Source organism: Microcoleus sp. B4-C2, from assembly GCF_036705265.1.
GTDB lineage: Bacteria > Cyanobacteriota > Cyanobacteriia > Cyanobacteriales > Microcoleaceae > Microcoleus.
Genome location: NZ_JAUBUB010000001.1, coordinates 15,430 through 36,248, shown reverse-complemented (window position 1 = coordinate 36,248; position 20,819 = coordinate 15,430). Strand labels below are relative to the sequence as shown.

Below are 20,819 nucleotides of genomic sequence, written 5' to 3'. Positions count from 1 at the left end.
AACAATAACTATTTTTCTGATTGTTGACTGTAGAGTGTTAACAACTGCCAACTAGCAACTGCCAACTGCCAACTAACAACTGCCGTTAATGCTTTATCTAAAAAACTTAGTATATCATCCTACCGCCTGTCCGAATCCTATTCTGAAAAATATTAACTTAGAACTGCCATCGCAGCAAATGGGGCTGATTGTGGGTCGCAGCGGTTCAGGCAAAAGTACGCTATTAGAAATATTAGCAGGTTTAGCCGAAAAAACTAGCGGCGATATCCGTTGGCGGGAACAAGAATTAACACCGGAACACTTGCAACAGTTAGGAGGGTTAGTGTTCCAGTTTCCAGAAAGGCATTTTTGCGGAGGCACAATTTTAGAAGAATTGCGGTTGGGGCATCCTGAATTGGGACAAGAACAAATTAACTCAGCAATGGCAGAAGTGGGGCTCGGACATTTGCCGCTGCGCGCTTCCCCCCACGCTTTGAGCGGCGGACAACAGCGCAGGGTAGCCCTGGCGGTGCAGCTAATTCGGCAGCCACATTTGCTACTTTTGGACGAACCGACGGCGGGTTTGGATTGGTCGATGCGACGGCAGTTGGTAAGCCTGTTGAGTAAGTTGAAAAGTCACTGGACTTTGTTGATTGTAACTCACGATGCTAGCGATTTGCTGAGTGTAGCCGATAAATTTTGGACTCTAAACCACGGGGATTTGCAAGAGGTCGATCGGGCTAAATTAGAAGCTAAGGAAACGAGTTTTGTTAGTCATTAGTCATTAGTCATTAGTCATTAGTTAGTGCGGGCGGGTATATCGCATTATGAAGCATTTTTAAGTGCAGAGAATTCGCAGAGCTTACAAAAGAGTGGGAATAGAAGATGAATCAAATTACAATGCCTGTGTTGCCCCAGATGAACGAGTTGTGGCAAAAAACGCTGAATTGGCAGCCGGATGAGTCGCAGCAGCAACAATTTCAGCGACTTTATGAGTTAATTGTCGAGGGAAATCGCTCCTTGAATTTAACTCGAATTACCGAACCGATGGAGTTTTGGGAAAAACATTTGTGGGATTCTCTGCGGGGAATTGCGAAACTGCTGCCAGCTAATCACAATTCGGCGGAAAATCCCGAATTTGTCGCCGAGTCGGTGCAGAAAGCGATCGATATCGGGACAGGTGGGGGTTTTCCGGGCCTGCCGATCGCGATCGCCCTGCCACAACTATCAGTTACTTTGCTCGATTCTACCCGCAAAAAAATTACTTTTTTGGAAACAGTTGTGCCGTCTTTAGGGATAGAAAATGCGGCGACTTTGTTGGGCAGAGCCGATGAAATTGCCAGAGCGCCACAGCACAAACAAGCTTATGATTTAGCAGTTCTCCGAGCAGTTGGAGCCGCTCCTCTCTGCGCTAAATGCGCGCTGCCTCTGCTGAAAAATGGCGGTTTGGCTGTACTTTACCGTGGGAATTGGACGGTGGAGGAAGAAACGGAGTTGCAAAGGGCGATCGAGCATTTGGGCGGCACAGTTGAGTCAGTCGAAGCATTCACAACGCCGACGAGTCAGGGGGCGCGGCACTGCGTTTACTTGCGGAAAGTTGTACAGCAGTTCGAGCGTCCCGTGCGCTAGTAGGGACACGGCACTGCCGTGTCCTGTATTTCATCGGCCGTGTCCTGTATTTCATCTAATTGAAAACTACCCGATCGCCTGTTCGTAGCGCTTGTTAATTTCCGCCCAATTAACCACATTCCACCAAGCTTTTAAGTAGTCGGCGCGCAAATTTTGGTATTTGAGATAATAAGCGTGTTCCCAAACATCGTTACCCATAATTGGATAGTTGCCCTCCATGAAAGGAGTGTCTTGATTTGCCGTAGTTGTAATCTCAAGTTTGCCAGCTTTATTGCGGACTAGCCACACCCAACCGCTGCCAAAACGCTTGGCACCGGCATCGTTAAATTTTGTTTTAAAATCGTCAACACTGCCGAAATTTTGCTGGATTGCTGTTGCAATTGCCCCTGTGGGTTCGCCGCCGCCTTTGGGACTCATGATTTCCCAAAACATACTGTGATTTAGGTGTCCGCCGCCATTGTTACGCACGGTTGTGCGAATATCTTCCGGCACTTTGCTCAAATCTCGCAGCATATTTTCCGCAGTGATATTTTTGAGTTGCGGGTATTTACTAACAGCATCGTTGAGATTTTTAACGTAGGCGGCGTGGTGTTTCTCGTGGTGAAATTGCATTGTCCGCGCATCGATGTGCGGTTCTAAAGCATTGTATTCGTAGCGCAGAGGTGGCAGTGTAAAAGGCCCCGGAGTTTGGGCTATTTTTGGGCTTTCTGCAATTGGACTTGCTTGAGATACATTATTTCCTGACGCTTGGCAAGCACCTGCGGTAAGAGCTCCGACGGTGGCAGTCACTAAATACAAGAAATCTCGGCGTTTGAGAGTCATAAAAAGTACCTAAGTGAATTATTAACTGTTTTATCTCAGCTTAAAGCAAAATGGGAGTGAGTTGAGAAAAAAAGTTGTATCGCCCGAATGGATGAGACGGATGGGCGATGGTGGTGAGAGTTTCTCAAGTATAGGCTAATTGTATGCGCGTAACTAACTCACGTGCTCCGGTTCACCAACCCGGTTTCTGTCTCGAAACCGGGTTTTTTTTTGATTATTCTTGGGACAAGCGTTGGATGGCTTCGCCTCCAAAAAGCCGATCGGCTGCTTGGAGAATACCGGGAATTTTAGCAGCGTGGGGACTGTGGGCTAGGCAGCGGCGCAAGTCTAATTCATCGAGGCGATGGCGTTCCGCCCCGCAAGCTACGGCTTTTTGGCCGGGGAACCAGTGACTGGCATTACCTAAAAGGTTGTAGCGCATCTTGCAATAGTCGATCGTATCGTAAGCCTGCGCCAAATTCCACAGCCACAGAATCACATAAATATTAATACCTCCGGGAGTATTTTCGATAGTTGGTAAACCGACGTGCCAAGTCTTAAACCAATCTTCTCCTAATTTATCAATTGCTGCTTTTTCTAACTTTTCTAATATCGGTGGCAAAATTTCATCGGCTCTATCTAACAATTCTACAGCTTTCAAATGCTCGTTAAAATCTTCAGGTTTGGCGGCGCCCAAACTTAAAGTGTGTACTTGCGGATGCGACAAACAAAACAAATCATTAAACACCATCGGACTCAACGGATAGCACAAGTCTACCAATTTTTGCGGCGGGCTGTAAAGTTGACCGCCTTTATCGGAAGGACTGATAATAAAAACGCCCATATCGTGACGTTTAGCAGCTTCGATAGCAGGCCAATTACTTTGATTGATGTAGTACCAGTGCAAGTTAAGATAATCAAATTGATTAGTTTCAATTGTTTTGACTATCACATCAGTCGGGCCGTGAGTCGAGAAACCAATAAACTTAACTTTGCCTTCTGCTTGCAACTTTCTCGCCACATCCATGCAGCCGCCCGGACGGATAGACTCCTCTAGCAATTCCCACGTATTAATGCCGTGTAGTGACAGTAAATCGACGTATTCCAGTTGCAAATAAGCTAAGGATTTATCAAATTCTTCGCGGAACTCTTGGGAGTTTGGTTTAGGACTAACTTTCGTTTGCACTATCAATTTTTCGCGGGGAAACTTCGGCAAAATTCGCCCCAATTGCATCTCGGAAGTGCCGTAACCGCGAGCAGTTTCTATGTGATTGATGCCGCATTCAATCGAGTAGCTAATCGTCGCTTCTAGATTTTGTTGATTGTCTGGGGGAATTTCATTGGCTGGCACGTCTTGCCATTTGTACTGATATCTCATGCCACCGCAGGAAAAGACGGGCATGGATAATTCTGTGCGACCGAATCTGCGATATTTCATCATCATAATCAAAGTCAATCGATTTTAGATTTTAGATTTTAGATTTTAGATTGAAGCTTTGACCCCACGGATAAATACGTTCGGCAAGTTTCATCGGATACAGGTTTTTTCTTTCTCCACGGATGAATCCGGGGGCTTGTATCCTGGATGCTTTCGGTCAAAGCTATAGCAGAAGGAAGAAAGAAGAAGGAAGAAAATGTAACAATCGCAAGGGTTTCACTGATTAAGAACTTCTTAATAGTCTTGGCGGTTGCTATAGGGTAAAAAACCTTATTTTTGGTATTTTTGCGGGTTGTAACTCCCATATGGCAGCCTTCTCCTGAACAGGCAAGATGCCTGTTCCACAAAGAGTTTATGACCAAACCTGGGCAATTTTGACTATTTAGAAATTTCGCGTACCACTGGTTTTCCGTCTTGGATTTCGCCGACTAAAACTAAATCTGTACAGTCTACAAACAAACCATTTTCTAACACACCGGGAATGTTATTCAAGCTTTTTTCCATTTCTCCGGGGTTGGCAATGTCATCAAATTTGACATCAATTACCATATTACCTTGATCGGTAATTACGGGGCCTGCTTTTTTCACGCCCATGCGGAGTTCGGGTTTGCCGCCCAATTTTTCAATGGCGCGCATCACTGGTGTTAATGCCATGGGTATAACTTCGATGGGCACGCGAAAAGTCGAACCCAATTTATCTACGATTTTGGAACTGTCAACTACTACAATAAATTGAGTGGCGAGGTAATCGACTACTTTTTCGCGGGTGTGGGCTGCGCCGCCACCTTTAATTAAGTTGAGGTGGGGATCTACTTCGTCAGCGCCGTCAATAGCCACATCAATTCTGTCAATTTCATCGAGTGTTGTCAGCGGTACTCCGTACTGTTTGGCTAACACTTCTGATTGAAAAGATGTCGGCACTCCTTTGATATCTTTGAGTTCACCGGATTTTATGCGATCGCCCAATGCTTGAATAGTATAAGCTGTAGTTGACCCGGTGCCGAGTCCGACAATCATACCAGATTTTACGCGATCGGCGGCTGCAAAGCCGACTTGCTGTTTCATCAATTTTACGGGATCTTGTTCTGTGGTCATGTTCGGTACTCCTTAATAGTTTTAAGATTATACCATTTATTATGGATTTATTTAACCGCAGAGAGCGCAGAGAACGCAGAGAGGAAGAAGATGAAGAGAGGGAACTGGCAAATTATTTCAAGTGGGAACTTCTCTCTTTTTTCTCTGCGCCTTCTGCGTCCTCTGCGGTTAAATAAAAAAATCTAGTTCACAAATCGGTGGATAATTGCCACAATGAAAATCTGATTTCTCGATATCGAAATTCGTCAATCTGTTTCCATAACCAGATTAAACTATTTTAAAGCATGAAAGTACACCAAATATACGACAATGATAACCAGCTTTTTTTTGTCAACTTTACCGCCAGTGCCAGGAAACAGAAGGCGTCGAGTACGTCGGTTCCGTACCGCAACCCGAACTCGTCCGGCAACTGCGTTCAGTGGCGGTTTTAGCTTACTCGAATACCTGTTTGGAAACGTCATCTATTGTCGCGATGGAGGCGATGGCCTGCGGTTGCCGGATTGTGACGAGTGCATTGGCAGCTTTGCCGGAAACAACTGCTGGATTTGCCCGTCTAGTTTCCATGTCAGGGGTGGAAAATTTGGCATCGGTAACTAATTGGAAGCGGGCGGGTAAACCAGATTGGGAGGGATATACAAGGCGGTTTTTAGAGGCGATAGTCGGAGTTTTAAAAGAGGGCGCGGGTGCGGGCGGCGCAACTGCTGAAAATCATCTGAGACAGCAGGTAGAATATATAAATCGAGGGTGTACTTGGTCTGTGCGATACCGATAGTCGGTAGAATGGTTGAATATTATTAGTGTAAAATCTGTAAGAGTGGCAGAGCAAATGATCGGGAATTCTTTAGTAGGTTTAGAGGCAGTGAGAGATTATTTTCAAAAGGGAAATTGGCGGAAAGAGCGAGGCGATCTCGGTGGCGCTATCGAGAATTATCAGAAAGCTTTAGAGTTTAATCCCGAAGATGCGGAAGTTCATAAAAAGTTGGCGGAAGTTTATGTTTTGCAAGGAGAATTTGAAAAGGCGATCGCCTCTTGTAATGTCGCTCTTCAATTTCAACCCACTTTTGCTCCTGCTTACTTGACAATGGGCAATGCTTTGCACAGTCAAAACAAGCTGGAAATGGCTATTCAAGCTTACTTGCAAGCTTTAAAAATTCAGCCTGAATTTGCCGAAGCTAGCGCGAATCTCGGCAGTATGTATTACAAATTAGGGCAATTGGAACAGGCGGCCAATTATTACCAAAAAGCTCTCGCCATTAATCCTAAATTAAGCTCGGTTAATTTGATGCTGGGCAGCGTTTTGCAGCACCAAGGAAAGTTAGATGCAGCAATTAATTGCTATCAAAAAGTGCTGCAACAAGAACCGGAAAATGCCAGCGCTGCTGAGAAATTAGCGAGTTTAATCGCACAAAAAGAGCGGGAAACTACTGACAGCAACTTTATCGAATTAGAAACAGAATCAGGGGAATCGCAATCAGTATCTGTCAACAAAGATGAAGGCTACGGCTTGCAGCCTTCGAGCATCAATTTGCCGCCAGCGCCAACCACTGAGACTTTAAATACTCCGTTTACAAATCCATCCGAACTTTCCGAACAAGTTACATCGTTAAATGTTCCAGATAGCGGACAAGTTGCTAATTTTCAAGAAGTAGAACCTTACAAAAAACTGGCAGAACAGTTTTTAGTTCAAGGTAAAATTAAAGAGGCGATCGCAGCTTGTCAGCAAGCGCTAAAAATTCGGCCGGATTTCATCCACGCTTACGTAACTTTAGGGAATGCTTTGCAAGCAGGAGGCAAAACTGAAGCTGCGATTCGATCGTATTCTCAAGCCCTAGAATTGCAGCCAAATTTTGCGGAAGTGCGGGCCAATATCGGCAGTATGTATTTCAAAATGGGGCGTTTGGAAGAAGCGATCGCCCATTACCAGCAAGCCATCGCCCTGAGTCCAGATTTAGCGGGAGCTCACTGGAATTTAGGGAAAGTATATCAGCAACACGGCCACATCGAAGCAGCGATCGCCTGTTTTAAAAGAACATCCGAACTCAACCCGCAGCTAGTGGGTGCAGACTTCCACTTTAACTTAGGTAATCGACTTTTGGGCCAAGGAAAGCGTGAGGAAGCCATCGAAAGCTACGAAAATGCGATCGCCATTAAACCGGATTGGGCAGAAGCTTACGGTAACATCGGCAGCGCGCGATCGCAACAAGGCAATCTCGACGCCGCCATCGCTTACTATCAGAAAGCTGTAGCTTTAAAGCCACATTTAGAAGTTTTGCACTTCAATATAGCCAACTCTTTTTTACAGCAAAACAAGTACGATGAAGCGATTACTAATTATCAAAACACTCTGAAAGTTAAGCCCGACTGGCCGGAAGTTCACGCTAACCTCGGCAGTTGTTTTTCCATGCAGGGGCGGCTGGAAGAAGCTTTAGCCAGCTATCAGCAAGCTTTGGCATTAAAACCGAATTGGGCAGAGGTTTACTGCCGGATGGGACACATTCAAAAACAAGATAAGCCGTTGGAGGCGATCGCCAATTTTGAAAAGGCGATCGAATGCAACTCCAAATATAGCGAAGCCTACCAACAACTGTGCGACTTGCTAAGCCATTCCACCAACCTCGCCGCAGCCCGTAGCGTAGCCGACAAATACTGCGAAAACTGCGGCGAAAATGCCCCAGTCATGTCCGCTACAGCCTACGTCTTTTCCTACCTGCAATCAGGTGTCAGCAAACAGGCAATTCAGAAACTCGAAGAAATCGAAAAACTATGCTACGAAAAAGTCGAAAGCTTTAGCATGATCGAACTAAAACTGCTCTACGAAATCTTCCTGTTTGCAGTTTCTCACCTGCGAGACAACCGCGAAAAGAATGCCAGTTTCTACAGACTTATTGCCAAAGAATACTACCAAAAAGCCGTCCCTAAGCGCCAGGAAATTAACAGAAGCAACCTAGCAAATTACCAAACAAAAGAACAGCGTCCTTTAAAAATCGGCTTCCTTTCCAAACACTTCCGCCGCCACTCAGTAGGCTGGTGCAGCGAAGCTTTAATTCGCGAATTAAGCCACATCACCCCCCACGTTCACCTTTACGTCACCGGGAAACTCCACCGAGATGAAGTTACGCAGCGGTTTGAAGACATGGCGGGCAAGTTTTACTGGCCTAAAAAATATCCAAACGGCTTTGCTGACGGCGGCGAAATCTTTGCAGAAGTAGCGCAAGACAACTTGGATGTTTTGATAGACTTAGACTCGATGACAGTGCCCACAAATGTCGAAGTGCTGTATCAATATCCTGCGGGTATTTGCGTTTCTTGGCTGGGATTTGACGCACCCTACATTTCAGATAATCACTACTTTCTGTGCGACGAACACACTCACCCCCCTGGTGTTGAAAAAAATTACTTAGAACAGTTAGTAAGATTGCCTGCTGGTTCGGTAGCAATTGGCGCACTGCAAAGCATTCCTGTGAATCGAGAGGCGATTAGAAACGCTCTCGGAATTGGCTTAGAGCAAATGACTTATTTGTGCGTTGCGCCAGGGAGAAAAACCAATCCAGAAATGGTACGAGCTCAAGTTACAATTCTGAAGGAAGTACCAGATAGTGTGTTAATCCGCAAAGGTCAAGGCGACCCCGATATTATTCACAGCACTTACCGCGAAGAATGCGAAATTCAGGGAGTAGATTTTGCTCGGATTAAGTTTATAGGTCAAACCAGAAGTGAAGAAGAACACCGCGCTATTTATTATGTAGCCGACGTGCTTTTAGATTCCTATCCTTACAACGGCGGCACTCACAATTTAGAGGCTTTGTGGGCGAATTTGCCAGTGGTAACTCGATCCGGCGACCAATATCTTTCGCGCATGGGTTACGCTTTTCTGAAAAGTGCAAATCTTGATGTAGGTGCGGCGTGGAGTTGGGAAGAATACACGCAGTGGGGAGTTAAGTTTGGCCGTGATGCTGGTTTCCGAAATGCGGTGAAAGAGCATTTAGTAAAATCTAAGCAGCCAGAACATCTCGCACCTTTGTGGAATCCTAAAAAGTTGGCTGAGGATATGTATAAGGTGTTTCAACAACTTTTGTCAGTTGACGGTTGACGGTTGACGGTTGACTGTTATCAGTTATCAGTTGTCAGTTGTCATTAGAAGGAAAAATTTCCGCATCTCTCACTCTTCCCCTCTTTCTGTGAAGTCTTGTAACAATCTTCGTGAAAAGGCGTAAAAGCTACGCCCAGAGTCTGATTAATAGATAGCTGATTCATAGTACCGCGATCGCACTAACTTTATGCCAGTTAGGGCGATCGCTTTTTTAGTAATACCAGTTTCAAACAAGAATGCAACTGTAGACAAGCTCCAAACCAGCAGCTTCATCAGTAATTCCCAAATCTAAAATCTAAAATCTAAAATAACCTGACTACTCACTAATAGCCACTCGATCGCGCCCGCCAGACTTAGCTCGATAAAGTGCCTTATCCGCAGCTTCAATCAACATTTTCGGGGAATTTTGACTTGGCGAAACAGCCGCAACTCCCAAGCTGAGAGTCACAGAATCACTGACAACAGACTTGATGTGGGGAATTGCCAAGGCTTTGACGCGGCTGCGAATTGCCTCCGCAACCGCCTGTGCAGCGACGATATCCGTATTTGGCAAAATTACCCCAAATTCCTCACCGCCGTACCTAGCAGCCAAATAAAGGCGTTCTGCGGGTGCGTTTGTGCAAGCATCCCCGATCGCCCGCGCCACTTGCTGCAAACAAGCATCCCCGGCTTGGTGGCCGTAATTGTCGTTGTAAGGTTTAAAACAGTCAATGTCGCACAGAATCAAAGATAGCGGTTCCAAAGAGCTCGACTGCTCCCATTCTCGGTTGATCACCTCGTCAAAACGGCGCCGGTTAGCTAGTTGAGTCAGACTGTCCAAATTCGCCAGCCCGTCCAACCGCTGGTTGGCAGCAGCTAGCTGCTGGTAAAGTAAAGATTGTTCGATCGCGATCGCAACTTGAGTACCCAACTGACTCAGCAAATCCACATCAAACTGCTGCCACTGGCGGGGTGCCGAACAGTGGTGGGCAATCAGTAAACCCCACAACTTCGGCACTTGACAAGAACTGTTACCTTCCCTCGGTTCTATGCCCTGCTGGACAATCGGCACCACCAAATTTGCCTTCACCTGACAAGTCTCCAAAAACTTAAGGTGACACTCGCTCAAATTAGAAGCATGAATATCCTCTATGGCGCGAATGCGACCCTTTAAATACTGCCCGATGTAAGTATTAGCAAAACAGCAATCGTCAATTCCCATCCCCTTGAGTGGCATCCATCCTTCTGCAACCGACTCCACCACCACATCTCCGTTCCAGTCGGGTCGGAAGCGGAAAATCAGCACGCGATCGGTTACCAAAAACTCCCGCACTTCCGCTACTGTAGTGTTGAGAATATCTTGGAGATCCAGAGAAGAACGAATGCGCGATTGAATCTGCCCGATCAGGCGTTCCCGTTCTATTTGTTGCCGCAGCGCGACTTGGGCTTGCTTACTTTTAGTAATGTCCCGACCTTCCGGCAGCAACAATACTATTTTGCCAGTTTCATCCGCAACCGGTTTGAGAGAAAAATCAACTGTTGCCGTCCGATTTACACCTTGAACTTCCACTTCATAGCGGACAAATTCACCTTTTGCCGATCGAGAAATCGCCTCTTGCAACTGTTCCTGAACTTCCTCAGAATCTCCCCACCAAGGCAACAGCCAAAACGGTTTATTGGCCACATCCCGTAGCTTAATTCCCGCAAAGTCCAGAGAAGTTTGGTTAGCTTCCAGCAGAGTGCCGTCCGGTTTCAATAAGCTCACAAATTGGAAAGAAGAATCAAAAATTGCCCGAAAGCGCCTTTGAGAATCTCCCAACATTGCCGTCACCTTTTCGCGAGAGGTAATATCGCGGAAGCGCCACACCCTGCCAATAATATTTTGTCCGACTCGAATTGGCTGCGTGTAGCGCTCAAAAGTGCGGCCGTCTTTAAATTCTAGAATATCACAACCCTCCGACTCCGCATCGCTATAAAATTCTTTAACTCTCTGCAAAAAAGCCCTCGGATCTTTCACTTGCTTCGTGAGAAATGCCAGCCGCAGCGTTCTATCCATTGAGTTTCTAACTTCTTCATAAATTCCCCACATTTGAACTAACTTTTCGTTATAACTAATCATTTCTCCGGCGGTAGTAACGGCGAGGATGCCGTCTGCCGTTGCTTCTAAGGTAGCGTGCAGCAGAGAGCGCGATCGCTCTAATTCTGCTGCGAGCAATTTGCGTTCTGTGAGGTCTCGGACTGCTTTCACCTGGACTAAACGACCTTCCCAAAATACGAATTTGCTGCGAACGTCAGCAGGAAAAGCAGTTCCATCTCGCTTGAGAAAAATTGTTTCACAGACTGTATTGCTGGCTGCAGAAATCATTTGAGGCGCTTGTTTGTATGATTTTGGCGACAGTAGTTCCAGCAAGCTCATTCCCACCATTTCCCCCGGTTCGTAACCGAAAAGTTCGGCAAAATTGCTGCTAACGCTCAAAATTGTGTCGCGGTCAGCCACGGCAACTGCTTCAAAATAAGCTTCGCATTCGAGCAAGCGCGCTGCTGAGTGGCTGCTGCCATTTTCGCCAGAGCAATAGCTGTTGTTAATTAACTGTTGCAATTGCGTATTTGCCGAGTACAAAGCGGTCATGGCTTGCCTGTACATAGCAGTACGTTTTTCGACTTTTTGTGCGAGGCGATCGCGATATTCTCGCAGTTCTTTTTCGACTCTAATTAAATCAGTAATATCTACGGCAAACACGATGACACCAGCGACTTTACCGGTTTCATCGCGGTAAGGTATTTTATCTGTCCGCACCCAGCATTTTTGACCAGAGGCTGTTGGTAGTAGTTCGACTTGCCCCTGTTTGGGAACGCCGGAATTGATTACTTCCAAATCTTCTAAATAATATTGCTCTGCTTCGTCTGGATAGATTTCATAAAAAGATTTACCTTCTAATTGAGCTGCGGGCAAACCTCTCGATGCAGCGGCGGCTTGATTAATTCGCAGCAGGCGACTTTCGGTATCTTTGAGCCAAATCATCGCCGGCACGGAATCAAAAATAATTTGCTGTTCTTGTTGCTGCTGGCGTAGTTCGGCTTCTGCTTGTTTTCTTTTAATTATTTCTTGTTGTAGTTTTTGGTTGGCTTTTTTGAGTTCAGCAGTGCGTCGTTCTACTCTTTCCTCTAGTTGATCGTAGTATTGGGTAAGCAAGTTTTGCTGCTGTTCGTGCCGCATTGCTTCTAATTTTAACTTTTCGCTAGCTGACAAACTTGAGGATACAAAATCAGCTAATATTTGGGTAAATTCGTGTTCTTCTTCCGTCCAATCACCGTCCGAACCCTGGCGTTCGGCGCTGACTATTCCCAAGCTTTTACCTGCTAGCACAATCGGTACGTTCAACAAGGAAGTCGCGCCCCGATCGAGCAAATAAAGACCGACAAGTTCTCGCGTTCTGGGGTCATTTTCTGCAGCCACAGTTGCGATCGCACTTGCCGATTTTAAAGCTTGAAAATATGCCGGACAGTCGGCTGCTGTGATGATTATTTGTACAGAATGGAGTTTAGTATTTTGTTCGTAAAGGTCAATGCAGTGAAGCTGCGTTTTGTCTTCGCCATACAGCCAAATACTGGCTCGATCGCAGTTGACAATACTGACAGCGGTTTCTGTTACTTCGCGGATGAAGTCTTCTATATTGTTGCGTTCTTTTAGTTGACTTTTGGCTAATTTTGCGATCGCCAAAGTTGGACTGCGCCAATTTCCTCTCTGGTTGGGCGGCATGGGTGACTGCGAAGCAGCCTTAATTTCTTCGCAAACTAACAGTACAGCCGGCCGTTGGAAATTGGCAATTGAACGACCATTAGTATTTTCCTCTATTTTCCAATCTACCGCCGGCATTGCGCGCGCGGTAGCTTTTACCCTAATAATCTTGCCGTCTTTGCAAGTCAAGCAGCCTTCCCAACAGGCAACTTTTGGAGTTGACGTACCGTTTTCCGGCTGGGCCAATCCAGCAAATTCTGCCTGCATTTTGCCTTGTTCTTGGCAGTAAAATATGTTAAAAATTGAATGACAAATTAATTCCTGCGATTTGTAGGCGAGGCGAGACGCGCCGAATTGATTGAGCGAAAAAACTCTTCCCAAAGCATCTAGAACGAAGTAAATGCCCGGAAAATTCTCGTAGAGAGTTCCATACCAATCTTGTTCGACTTGTTGGCTGCACGCAAGTTTTGCTGTCGCGAACTCGCCCTCTGTGTCGATCAAGTGAGAATAGTTGGTTTCGGGGTTGCTTGAATTACTTTTTTTAGCAAACACTTTTAGCTTAACTCGACTGTAATTAATTTTACTTTCTGGAATTTAACTTTTTTGTGAAACTAAATTAAACCTGTTGTTTGAAAAAAGTTACAAGTTGTAACAAAAATACCACTTGTCCAGCACCCTGATTTTCGCTTCCCAATGCAACCACTGTGTTTGTTTGTAGTTAGTAGACCGTCTGCCGACGATATTTCCCGCTAGTTGCAATGCCAGCAGGTTTAGCTGCAATTACCCGGTCTGTACTTTTAGCATCCTAGACAATGGAAAAAACTGGCAATCAATGATTTTAAGTATATATGATAACACTCAAATACCTAGTATTGGGACTGACCTACTTCCGATTCGATTTGGGATATTTGCCGGGGCTGCGGATGAACCGGGCGGCGGTTGCAATTATCGAGTCAGATGAGTGCTGTGGCTTTTGGGGATACTCGACCTGAAAACTGCTTGGGAGGCGATCGACCCCAATACGATGTTTTGTATTGGGAATGACGAGCGTGAATCTAATTAATTAGACTGTTTAATAAATATTTATAATACTTAAGTTAAGTAAATCTTATAATGCACAATCGGCCACCGACTTTAGTCCCATAGTTTATACTTAATCTTGTCCAGCAAACGCTAAGGAGGTAAGGAACAGTGACTACCCAACCCGCTGCGAAACCCAGACTTAATTCTGCGTTCAAACAACTGATGTCCTTACACTGGGTGATGTCAGCTTGCTATTTAGTGCTGTTTATTGGCGGTATGTTTATGGCTCGATTGCCGAGAGGCTTGTTTATTCGAGGCCCCCTTTATGATTTTCACAAATCCGTAGCGGTGCTGACAATGGCTTTACTGACTTGGCGGATTTTAACTCTGTTGCGGGTATGGTGGAAAAAATATACAAAACGCCTGCCAAAGTTTACGAATGAATGGTACAAAAATTTTGCTTTGCACGCAACTTTGTACGTTTTTATGTGGCTAGTTCCGGTTACAGGCTTCTTTTTTTCTAACTCTTTCAAAAGTAACAATGTGAAATTTTTCGGCATTGTTTTACCCGATGTGTTTCCGCAGAATTCCGCAATGGTTGATTTGGGAAGGAGTTTGCATTTTTGGCTGGCGTACACATTTTTAGCGTTCGTAATTTTGCATATTTTAGATCAGAAGAAAGTTGTGAGAGCTAATTGGCGCAGGTTGACAAATTTTGTTAACAGTAAGTTCCCAAAGTCTCAAAAGGTGGGATAAATTTGCGATGGGGTACTATTCTCAATTGGTAGCGGTAAGGTGCAGGCTGCCCACCGTACATAATTAGTTGATGCGTCCAGGACTATTTATGACAAATTGACTGCAAAACTCGCTATTTTCCACGGTGATATTGTGAAACTTGTCCCATCGTCTGACTTTTGAGGCAAATTTATGGGTTGTTCTAATAAATCGACAGGCTGACTAATCGCCAAACCCAAATCGCTCTTTAATTCCAACTTCGCCTCTTCACCGTGACACTCGCAACACCGCAAAATCCACACATTAGAATCATCTTCCGATTGTTTGAAAGCCATCAGCACTAAATTTTCGGCGGACAAATCCAAAAACTTGCCAACTGTCGGCAGAGTCTTGTTGCCATTTTTCTCTAACTTGGGTAACACCTTTACTAGCAGCGGTAAATTCAACTCGTACCCCTGTCGAACTGTGCCGGCTTCTTGCCAATTTCCAGCATGGGGATAAACTGCACAAGTAAATTCCGAAACTCCTAAATCTGCTTGTTCATCCGGCCAAGTCGAACCCCGAAGCAAAGTCAGCCGAATTCGATTCGGTTGAAGGTCGCAACCGTATTTGCAATCATTGAGCAAACTCACTCCAAAACCGTCATTGCTGATATCAGTCCAGCGCAAAATCGGCACTTCCCATTTGGCTTTTTCGGCGGGTGTTTGCGGCTTGGTTGTGCGTGCGATCGCACCGCCGGGAATTTCGCAAGTTGCAAAATCTGCTTCTACATTCAACCCAAAGGCTGCTTTTACTAAAACGTGAGTTTCTTGCCAATCTGCAACTGTCTTAATTTTCAGCAGCGGCGAACCTATTTCTACTATATAATCTTGGCAAAACTCCGACTTGCCAATTTGTCGGACTACGCGCAAACTCTGCCGTAATTCTCCCTGCTCTATCCAGGCAATATCTTTCAGTGTCGGCGCGGGTAATTGATGTTTTTCATAATTTGGGTCAATGTTCCAAGCATCCCAATATTGGCCGCTGTCTTGAAATGCTTGCAGTTGATTGCCGCCTGCTGCATTCAGGACTTCTCGGTTATTTACTTTATCCCAAATGCTCGATAAATTGCCAGTTTTGCCGTCTATTGTTGCCCGAATAAATTCATTTTCTAGAACCATTTCTGCGGCTGCAAAATGCGTTTCTTGACAACGTGTGTTTTTTTGTGCTATACCGTATGTAAGTTTCGATAAATCTGTCTTTTTTTCAGTTTCTGGACTCGCGGACGCATTATCCACAGTTTGAGCGTCTTCGCGACACAGCCAAAACACCTGGTAGCCAACGGCGGGGATATTATTTGCCCAGAATAACAGTGTAGAGTGCGATTGCGGTTGATCGCCCCTGACAATCTGCGAAGCCAGTCGCCGTCGGGAAAAATCGTAAATTTGCCAAACTGAATCAGCGGAATCGGGAAGCGGTACGGCGACAACCTCAGAGCGCGACCAATTGAGGGTATTGAAAATCAAAATTGGTTGAGCGTCGGGCCCAGGAGGGGAGGGGAGAGAAATTTGAGCCGAGATTGCATCCAAAGATTTTAGCAGGATTTCGCGACAAGTGCGATCGACCTCAGCAAAGGCTAGATTAGCATCCGCATAAACTTGGGCGATCGCAGAACCGGGCAAAATATCGTGAAACTGGTTAAACAAAATTTGTTTCCAAGCAGACTCTAACTCGGATTTTGGATAAACCGCACCAGTACAAATCGTGGCCAGCGAAGACAGCAACTCCGCTTGGTAGAGCAATTCTTCGCAGCGGCGGTTTTGTCGTTTTTGGTCGGCGCGAGTCGTGTAGCAACCCCGGTGGAATTCTAAGTAAAGTTCGTCTTTCCAAACGGGAAGAGTTTTGAGTTGTGAGATGGGAGGATTTGCATCCGAAATTGCCGACAAGTTTGAAAATTCTAGCGCCGACAAATTCCCGACGGTTTCGACAACTGGCAAATTTTCCTGATTGTCCGATTCTGAAACATCGCTTTCTGGCTTAGTTGCGGAAATTGCCGACAAATTGGACAATTCTTGCGCCCGCAAAATCTCCTGATTATCCGGTTTGGCCACATCGCTTTCCTGCGAACTTTCCGCAACTTCAGGCAAAAACTGACTCTCAATCAAAGACAAATAATCAACCGCTTTCGCAAACTCCAACTTCGGGAAAAAAGGCGACATTTTCCAGCGTTTCGCCACCTCCAACATATCACGAGTCGGGCCACCGCCGTGGTCGCCAACCCCAGGCAACCAAAGAGCATCTGGCAAATTAGTTTTAGCTTGCCAGTCAAAAGCATAACTTGCCATTTTCACAGATTCTATGCCTTCACCAATGGGAGGAGACATCATACTAAATATTTTAGTACCGTCCAACCCTTCCCACCAAAACACACCGTAGGGAAATTCCGTTGTATCATTCCACCGCAACTTTTGCGTCACAAAATAATCAACTCCACCTTGCCGCAAAATCTGAGGTAATTGCCACCCAAAACCGAAAGTATCCGGTAGCCAAGCTACCCGCATCAATTCCCCAAAATTTTCTTTTGCATAACGCTGTCCATAAAAAACTTGCCGCACCATTGACTCAGCAGAAATCAAGTTTAAATCCGGTTCTACCCACATCCCGCCGACAACTTCCCAGCAACCCGCCGCCACCTGTTTTTTAATCGCAGCAAATAAGTCCGGCCGATGTTCTTCCATCCAAGCATAAAGTGCCGGAGTTGAATGGCAGAATATCAAATCGGGAAACTCCGATTGCAATTTCAATACCGACTCAAAAGTTCGCTGTGCCGCTTCCCAAGTTTCCGGGACAGGCCACAGCCAAGCCAAATCTAAATGAGCGTGACCCACCAAATAGATTTTACCTGTATATATAGATGTCAGCTCACCGCTTTCTCCTATATATATAGATGTAGCATTGCTATTGTCTCCAACCTGAGAAACCTCCTCCCTTCTTCCTCCCTCTGCGCCCTCTGCGCCCTCTGCGGTTCCCACATCTAAATCCCCAGAAAAAGATGTCAGTTCGCCGCTTTCTCCTATATATATAGATGTAGCATCGCTACTTTCTCCCACCTCAAAAACTTCCTCCCTTCTTCCTCCCTCTGCGCCCTCTGTGCCCTCTGCGGTTCCCCCATCTAAATCCCCAGAAAAAGCCCGCAGATATCCCAGTAAATTGTGCCGCAAAACAGACAGCGAGCGATCGAACTTTTCGCGATCGCCCACCGCCGCCCAATCAATCAAACCCATCGCCAAATCAATCTCAGATTTCAGCATTTCCCCCTTGACAAACCGGGGGCGATTTGCTATTGTTTCTGTGGGGAGGTATTGGGAATTTTCAATTTCTAAATTTCGACTAAGCGAATTTTGCAAAATCTCTAATTCGGCAGCCACAAAACCCGGATCGAAACAACAAGAATCAGCAGCTTCGTACAAACAAATCGATCGCACTAAAGCACCGTTATCGTGACCCGGACTTACCAACCGCAAAATTACTAAAAATTCATCTCCCGGATTAGCCGACGAACTCAACAAAACTCGATCGGCAAAATCAAATAAATCTCCCCGTCCGACTAACTCGCCGTTCACAAAAATTTGAGCATCTTCAGCCCACCAAGTCAAACCCAGCAGCAACCGCAAACCAACCACAGGATAGCCGTGCAAATTGTCAGGAATTACAAATTGCTGGCCCAAATACAAAACTTGCTTCCCAGACGGCCAAGCAATATGTCCTTTCCCGTTAAGTTCGGCAACGGGGCTGTTACAAATATTTACCGAAGAGACAGCCGAGTCAGAATCGCAGTACCTCCAACCAGACTGAACCTCCACTTGGCTGAGGCGGCGCAACTTCTCGACAACTTCAGAAATATTATTGCTAGCAGGTGACACAGAAGCGCTCATATTTCGCTAAAATAGGAATTGTGTATTAATCAAAAATCGGATTGAACTCACATCTTGCACTATTCTCAAGAACAGGCAAGATGCCTGTTCCACAAAGAGTGAATTTTCTTGTGGGGAGTAGGGGGTGGGCATCCTGCAGCCAGTAAAAGGCTTATTGACATGGGTGCAATATCTTATATCGAACCGCGAAGACGCGTTCGGCGAAGCCGTTCCCGAAGGGTAGGACGCGAAGAAATAAAGGTTTCAGAGGGTTTGAAGCTTCGATTAAGATATCGCTTTGATTTTACAGCAATATTCAGCAATTCCGGCGCGAATCAAAAATCTGAATTCAAGAATTAAACTTATGTCCAACGGTTACTACGGCCCATACCAAAGCCGACTATTAAATTTTATATCGAAACAGTCCCGCCAAGTCGCTGACAATTGCGATCGAACTTGGCGTCAAATTAAAGAAACAACTCTCACCGCCACCCAAATTCTGCTTTATCCAGCTTATTTGCTGGTGCAAAGTTCCCGAATGCTGGGCCGACAGTTGCGGGCATCAAGTCAAAAAATAGATTTACCGGAACTGCAAGAATTTGGCGGTGACGAAAATGCCGATTTGCCACAAAATTGGTATCAGGGCGAAACTTCCGACGAAAGTTCGATCGCGGAAATTTTGCACCTCGCCGAAAATTTACTAACATCGTCGCAAACTGCGAAAACTTTAGCCAGCTTCCCGATGTTAATTAATCAGGGAAATGCTGCTAGCGATTTACCTCCAGCTATCAATTTTAGCGGACAAATCGCCAAGCATCAAACAACTTCCGTCTTAGAACACCCGCTTGCTAAAACTGGATTAAAACCGCAACCGAAAGTTGAGGGAATTGCCAGTTTTATCCCAGCCCGCACTTTAGTATTGGTGGGAAGAGAAAATCAGATATTAGATATTTTGACACCCGAACAGCAGGAAATGCTTGAAGGTTGCATAACTTGGGAAGTAGCCAACAGCGGGCCGGAACGACGGGAAATTACCCAAAAAGAATTAAAATTTAATCTCGGTTTGGAGTCAGCGGCGAAAAAAGCGCAGTTACCGCCGATGCGTCGTTTTTGGGAATTGATGGCCTGGCTTCAGACGAGTCCGGTTGCTCTGAAAAGAAATCAGTTTGGAGAATCAATCCTCGCAGTTAAAAAATCGATCGACCGCAATGCCATCCTAGTCCAAAAAGCCCGCGCGCAGATCGAAGCAAAAACCGCACAGCAGTCAATGGCGGCATCAAATTCGATCGACCACAATACCCCAAAACTAGAAACTAATTTTAACAGCAAGTTCGATCGACCCCCAACTCCTCTCTCCTTTGTTACATTACTCGATCGCGCCGCCGTCAACATCGAGGAATTAACCCTCCCGCCAGCGGCAAAAACAACCGCCGCACCCACGGAAGCCCCCGGAGTCAAAATTGACACATCCGGCACAGATGCCAATGTAGATTTTTCCGCCCGTGACATCCTCGAAAAATACGCTAGAAACATCGAACAAATGATTTGGTCGTCAGTAGACCACCTTTTGGGCAAAGAAACGGCAGCCAGTGATAATACGGAGAAATCAGTTGCAATTCAGTATTATTTGAAACAGCGACAAGAACAAGAAAACACCCAAAATAGCCCAGAGGTCGATCGACCGTGGCTCAACTGGCAAGACTTATTCGGGGAAGCAGCACCGCCGCATTTAATCGACGGCAGTTCCCAGCCAGAGGCAGTAGTTCAAACCCTAATATCACAAGCTAACCCAAAAGTCAAGCAGGAAATAGCAGAAGTAGGAGAATTGCCCGAAGGTCGATCGACCGCAGTCTCAATCTCCCCTTACCCCGAAGCACTTCACCGCCTGCTGGGGCAGCTAAAACAGAGCTTGCTGACAAAAAGCCCAAATACTCAACCCCAAACAGCATCTGATTTATCAGATTTAGCAGTTACTCAAAAAAATAGCTCTGCACTCGCAGCAGAATCAACCCCAGGGCGCGCGCCGGAAACCCAAGTGCCAAAAAACACCAACCCGAACACCGCACAAAACAACAAATCCCCAGCAGCAATCACCGCGCAAACCAGCAGATACACCGCCCCAACCCGCGCTGCTGCTGAACCCAAAAATCCCAGCGCAGGCGTCCCCCCCGATGGCGAATACTTAGAAACAAAAGCAGAATCGATGGGATACATTAAGCACCCCCTAGAACAAGTGCTCGAATGGCTCGATCGAGTCATGCTGCGACTAGAAAACATCGCCGAGCAACTCTGGAATTGGGCAAAAATCAACTTGCCAAAAATCCTCAAAAGCAAAGATAAAATTGACTAATCTTTAGCTTATGATAAAAAAGTTGCGGCAACAGCAGCAGCTCAGTATTATGCCATCTTTGGAGACTC

12 protein-coding genes are annotated in these 20,819 nt (G+C 45.8%); 6 read left to right on the top strand and 6 right to left on the bottom strand.

Annotated elements, in window-relative coordinates; translation table 11 throughout:
- Nucleotides 1-88: 88 nt before the first annotated feature.
- Nucleotides 89-760 carry an energy-coupling factor ABC transporter ATP-binding protein gene (locus tag QUB20_RS00120; RefSeq protein ID WP_333053058.1) on the top strand — a complete coding sequence of 224 codons (672 nt, stop codon included), beginning with the start codon at nucleotides 89-91 and terminating at the stop codon, nucleotides 758-760.
- Nucleotides 761-864: 104 nt separating this feature from the next.
- On the top strand, nucleotides 865-1,608 hold the full coding sequence (rsmG, locus tag QUB20_RS00115) for a 16S rRNA (guanine(527)-N(7))-methyltransferase RsmG (protein ID WP_333244201.1): 744 nt from the start codon (nucleotides 865-867) through the stop codon (nucleotides 1,606-1,608).
- A gap of 66 nt (nucleotides 1,609-1,674) precedes the next feature.
- Here rsmG and QUB20_RS00110 read toward each other — a convergent pair whose 3' ends face one another.
- The 3 genes from QUB20_RS00110 to rpiA form a co-directional block, all read right to left on the bottom strand.
- On the bottom strand, nucleotides 1,675-2,430 hold the full coding sequence (locus QUB20_RS00110) for a Fe-Mn family superoxide dismutase (RefSeq protein WP_333244197.1): 756 nt from the start codon (nucleotides 2,428-2,430) through the stop codon (nucleotides 1,675-1,677).
- Nucleotides 2,431-2,644: 214 nt separating this feature from the next.
- The gene (locus QUB20_RS00105; protein ID WP_445299359.1) at nucleotides 2,645-3,850 is read right to left on the bottom strand and encodes an aldo/keto reductase; all 1,206 of its coding nucleotides are present in this window, start codon (nucleotides 3,848-3,850) and stop codon (nucleotides 2,645-2,647) included.
- Between the two features lie 375 nt (nucleotides 3,851-4,225).
- Complete coding sequence (gene rpiA, locus QUB20_RS00100; protein ID WP_333153978.1) at nucleotides 4,226-4,942, bottom strand: ribose-5-phosphate isomerase RpiA; 717 nt, start codon at nucleotides 4,940-4,942, stop codon at nucleotides 4,226-4,228.
- A gap of 409 nt (nucleotides 4,943-5,351) precedes the next feature.
- Between rpiA and QUB20_RS00095 the strand changes: the two genes are divergently transcribed.
- Together QUB20_RS00095 and QUB20_RS00090 are read left to right on the top strand one after the other, a co-directional pair.
- Entirely contained in the window at nucleotides 5,352-5,714 is a 363-nt protein-coding gene (locus QUB20_RS00095) for a hypothetical protein (RefSeq protein ID WP_333244303.1), read from the top strand.
- A gap of 42 nt (nucleotides 5,715-5,756) precedes the next feature.
- A complete protein-coding gene (locus QUB20_RS00090) occupies nucleotides 5,757-9,032 on the top strand; it encodes a tetratricopeptide repeat protein (RefSeq protein WP_333244194.1) in 3,276 nt (1,091 codons plus the stop codon).
- Nucleotides 9,033-9,176: 144 nt separating this feature from the next.
- Here the strand turns inward: QUB20_RS00090 and QUB20_RS00085 are convergent, their stop codons facing one another.
- Together QUB20_RS00085 and QUB20_RS00080 are read right to left on the bottom strand one after the other, a co-directional pair.
- Entirely contained in the window at nucleotides 9,177-9,305 is a 129-nt protein-coding gene (locus tag QUB20_RS00085; RefSeq protein WP_333244191.1) for a hypothetical protein, read from the bottom strand.
- A gap of 43 nt (nucleotides 9,306-9,348) precedes the next feature.
- Nucleotides 9,349-13,302: a PAS domain S-box protein gene (locus QUB20_RS00080; protein ID WP_333244188.1), complete on the bottom strand. Its 3,954-nt coding sequence runs from the start codon at nucleotides 13,300-13,302 to the stop codon at nucleotides 9,349-9,351.
- Nucleotides 13,303-13,941: 639 nt separating this feature from the next.
- Here QUB20_RS00080 and QUB20_RS00075 point away from each other — a divergent pair.
- Nucleotides 13,942-14,529 carry a cytochrome b gene (locus tag QUB20_RS00075; protein WP_333053073.1) on the top strand — a complete coding sequence of 196 codons (588 nt, stop codon included), beginning with the start codon at nucleotides 13,942-13,944 and terminating at the stop codon, nucleotides 14,527-14,529.
- 86 nt (nucleotides 14,530-14,615) lie between these two features.
- Here QUB20_RS00075 and QUB20_RS00070 read toward each other — a convergent pair whose 3' ends face one another.
- Nucleotides 14,616-18,422: an alpha-mannosidase gene (locus QUB20_RS00070; protein WP_333244185.1), complete on the bottom strand. Its 3,807-nt coding sequence runs from the start codon at nucleotides 18,420-18,422 to the stop codon at nucleotides 14,616-14,618.
- Between the two features lie 343 nt (nucleotides 18,423-18,765).
- Here QUB20_RS00070 and QUB20_RS00065 point away from each other — a divergent pair, with 343 nt between their 5' ends.
- Nucleotides 18,766-20,751, top strand: a complete 1,986-nt coding sequence (locus tag QUB20_RS00065) for a hypothetical protein (RefSeq protein ID WP_333244182.1) — start codon at nucleotides 18,766-18,768, stop codon at nucleotides 20,749-20,751.
- The last annotated feature ends 68 nt before the right edge of the window (nucleotides 20,752-20,819 follow it).

What these genes read in the sequence shown, in the direction of transcription:
- QUB20_RS00110 (WP_333244197.1), bottom strand. Translation starts at nt 2,430, where the DNA reads ATGACTCTCAAACGCCGAGATTTCTTGTATTTAGTGACTGCCACCGTC.
- QUB20_RS00105 (WP_445299359.1), bottom strand. Translation starts at nt 3,850, where the DNA reads ATGATGAAATATCGCAGATTCGGTCGCACAGAATTATCCATGCCCGTC.
- QUB20_RS00085 (WP_333244191.1), bottom strand. Translation starts at nt 9,305, where the DNA reads ATGAAGCTGCTGGTTTGGAGCTTGTCTACAGTTGCATTCTTGTTTGAA.
- rpiA (WP_333153978.1), bottom strand. Translation starts at nt 4,942, where the DNA reads ATGACCACAGAACAAGATCCCGTAAAATTGATGAAACAGCAAGTCGGC.
- rsmG (WP_333244201.1), top strand. Translation starts at nt 865, where the DNA reads ATGAATCAAATTACAATGCCTGTGTTGCCCCAGATGAACGAGTTGTGG.
- QUB20_RS00070 (WP_333244185.1), bottom strand. Translation starts at nt 18,422, where the DNA reads ATGAGCGCTTCTGTGTCACCTGCTAGCAATAATATTTCTGAAGTTGTC.
- QUB20_RS00065 (WP_333244182.1), top strand. Translation starts at nt 18,766, where the DNA reads ATGTCCAACGGTTACTACGGCCCATACCAAAGCCGACTATTAAATTTT.
- QUB20_RS00120 (WP_333053058.1), top strand. Translation starts at nt 89, where the DNA reads ATGCTTTATCTAAAAAACTTAGTATATCATCCTACCGCCTGTCCGAAT.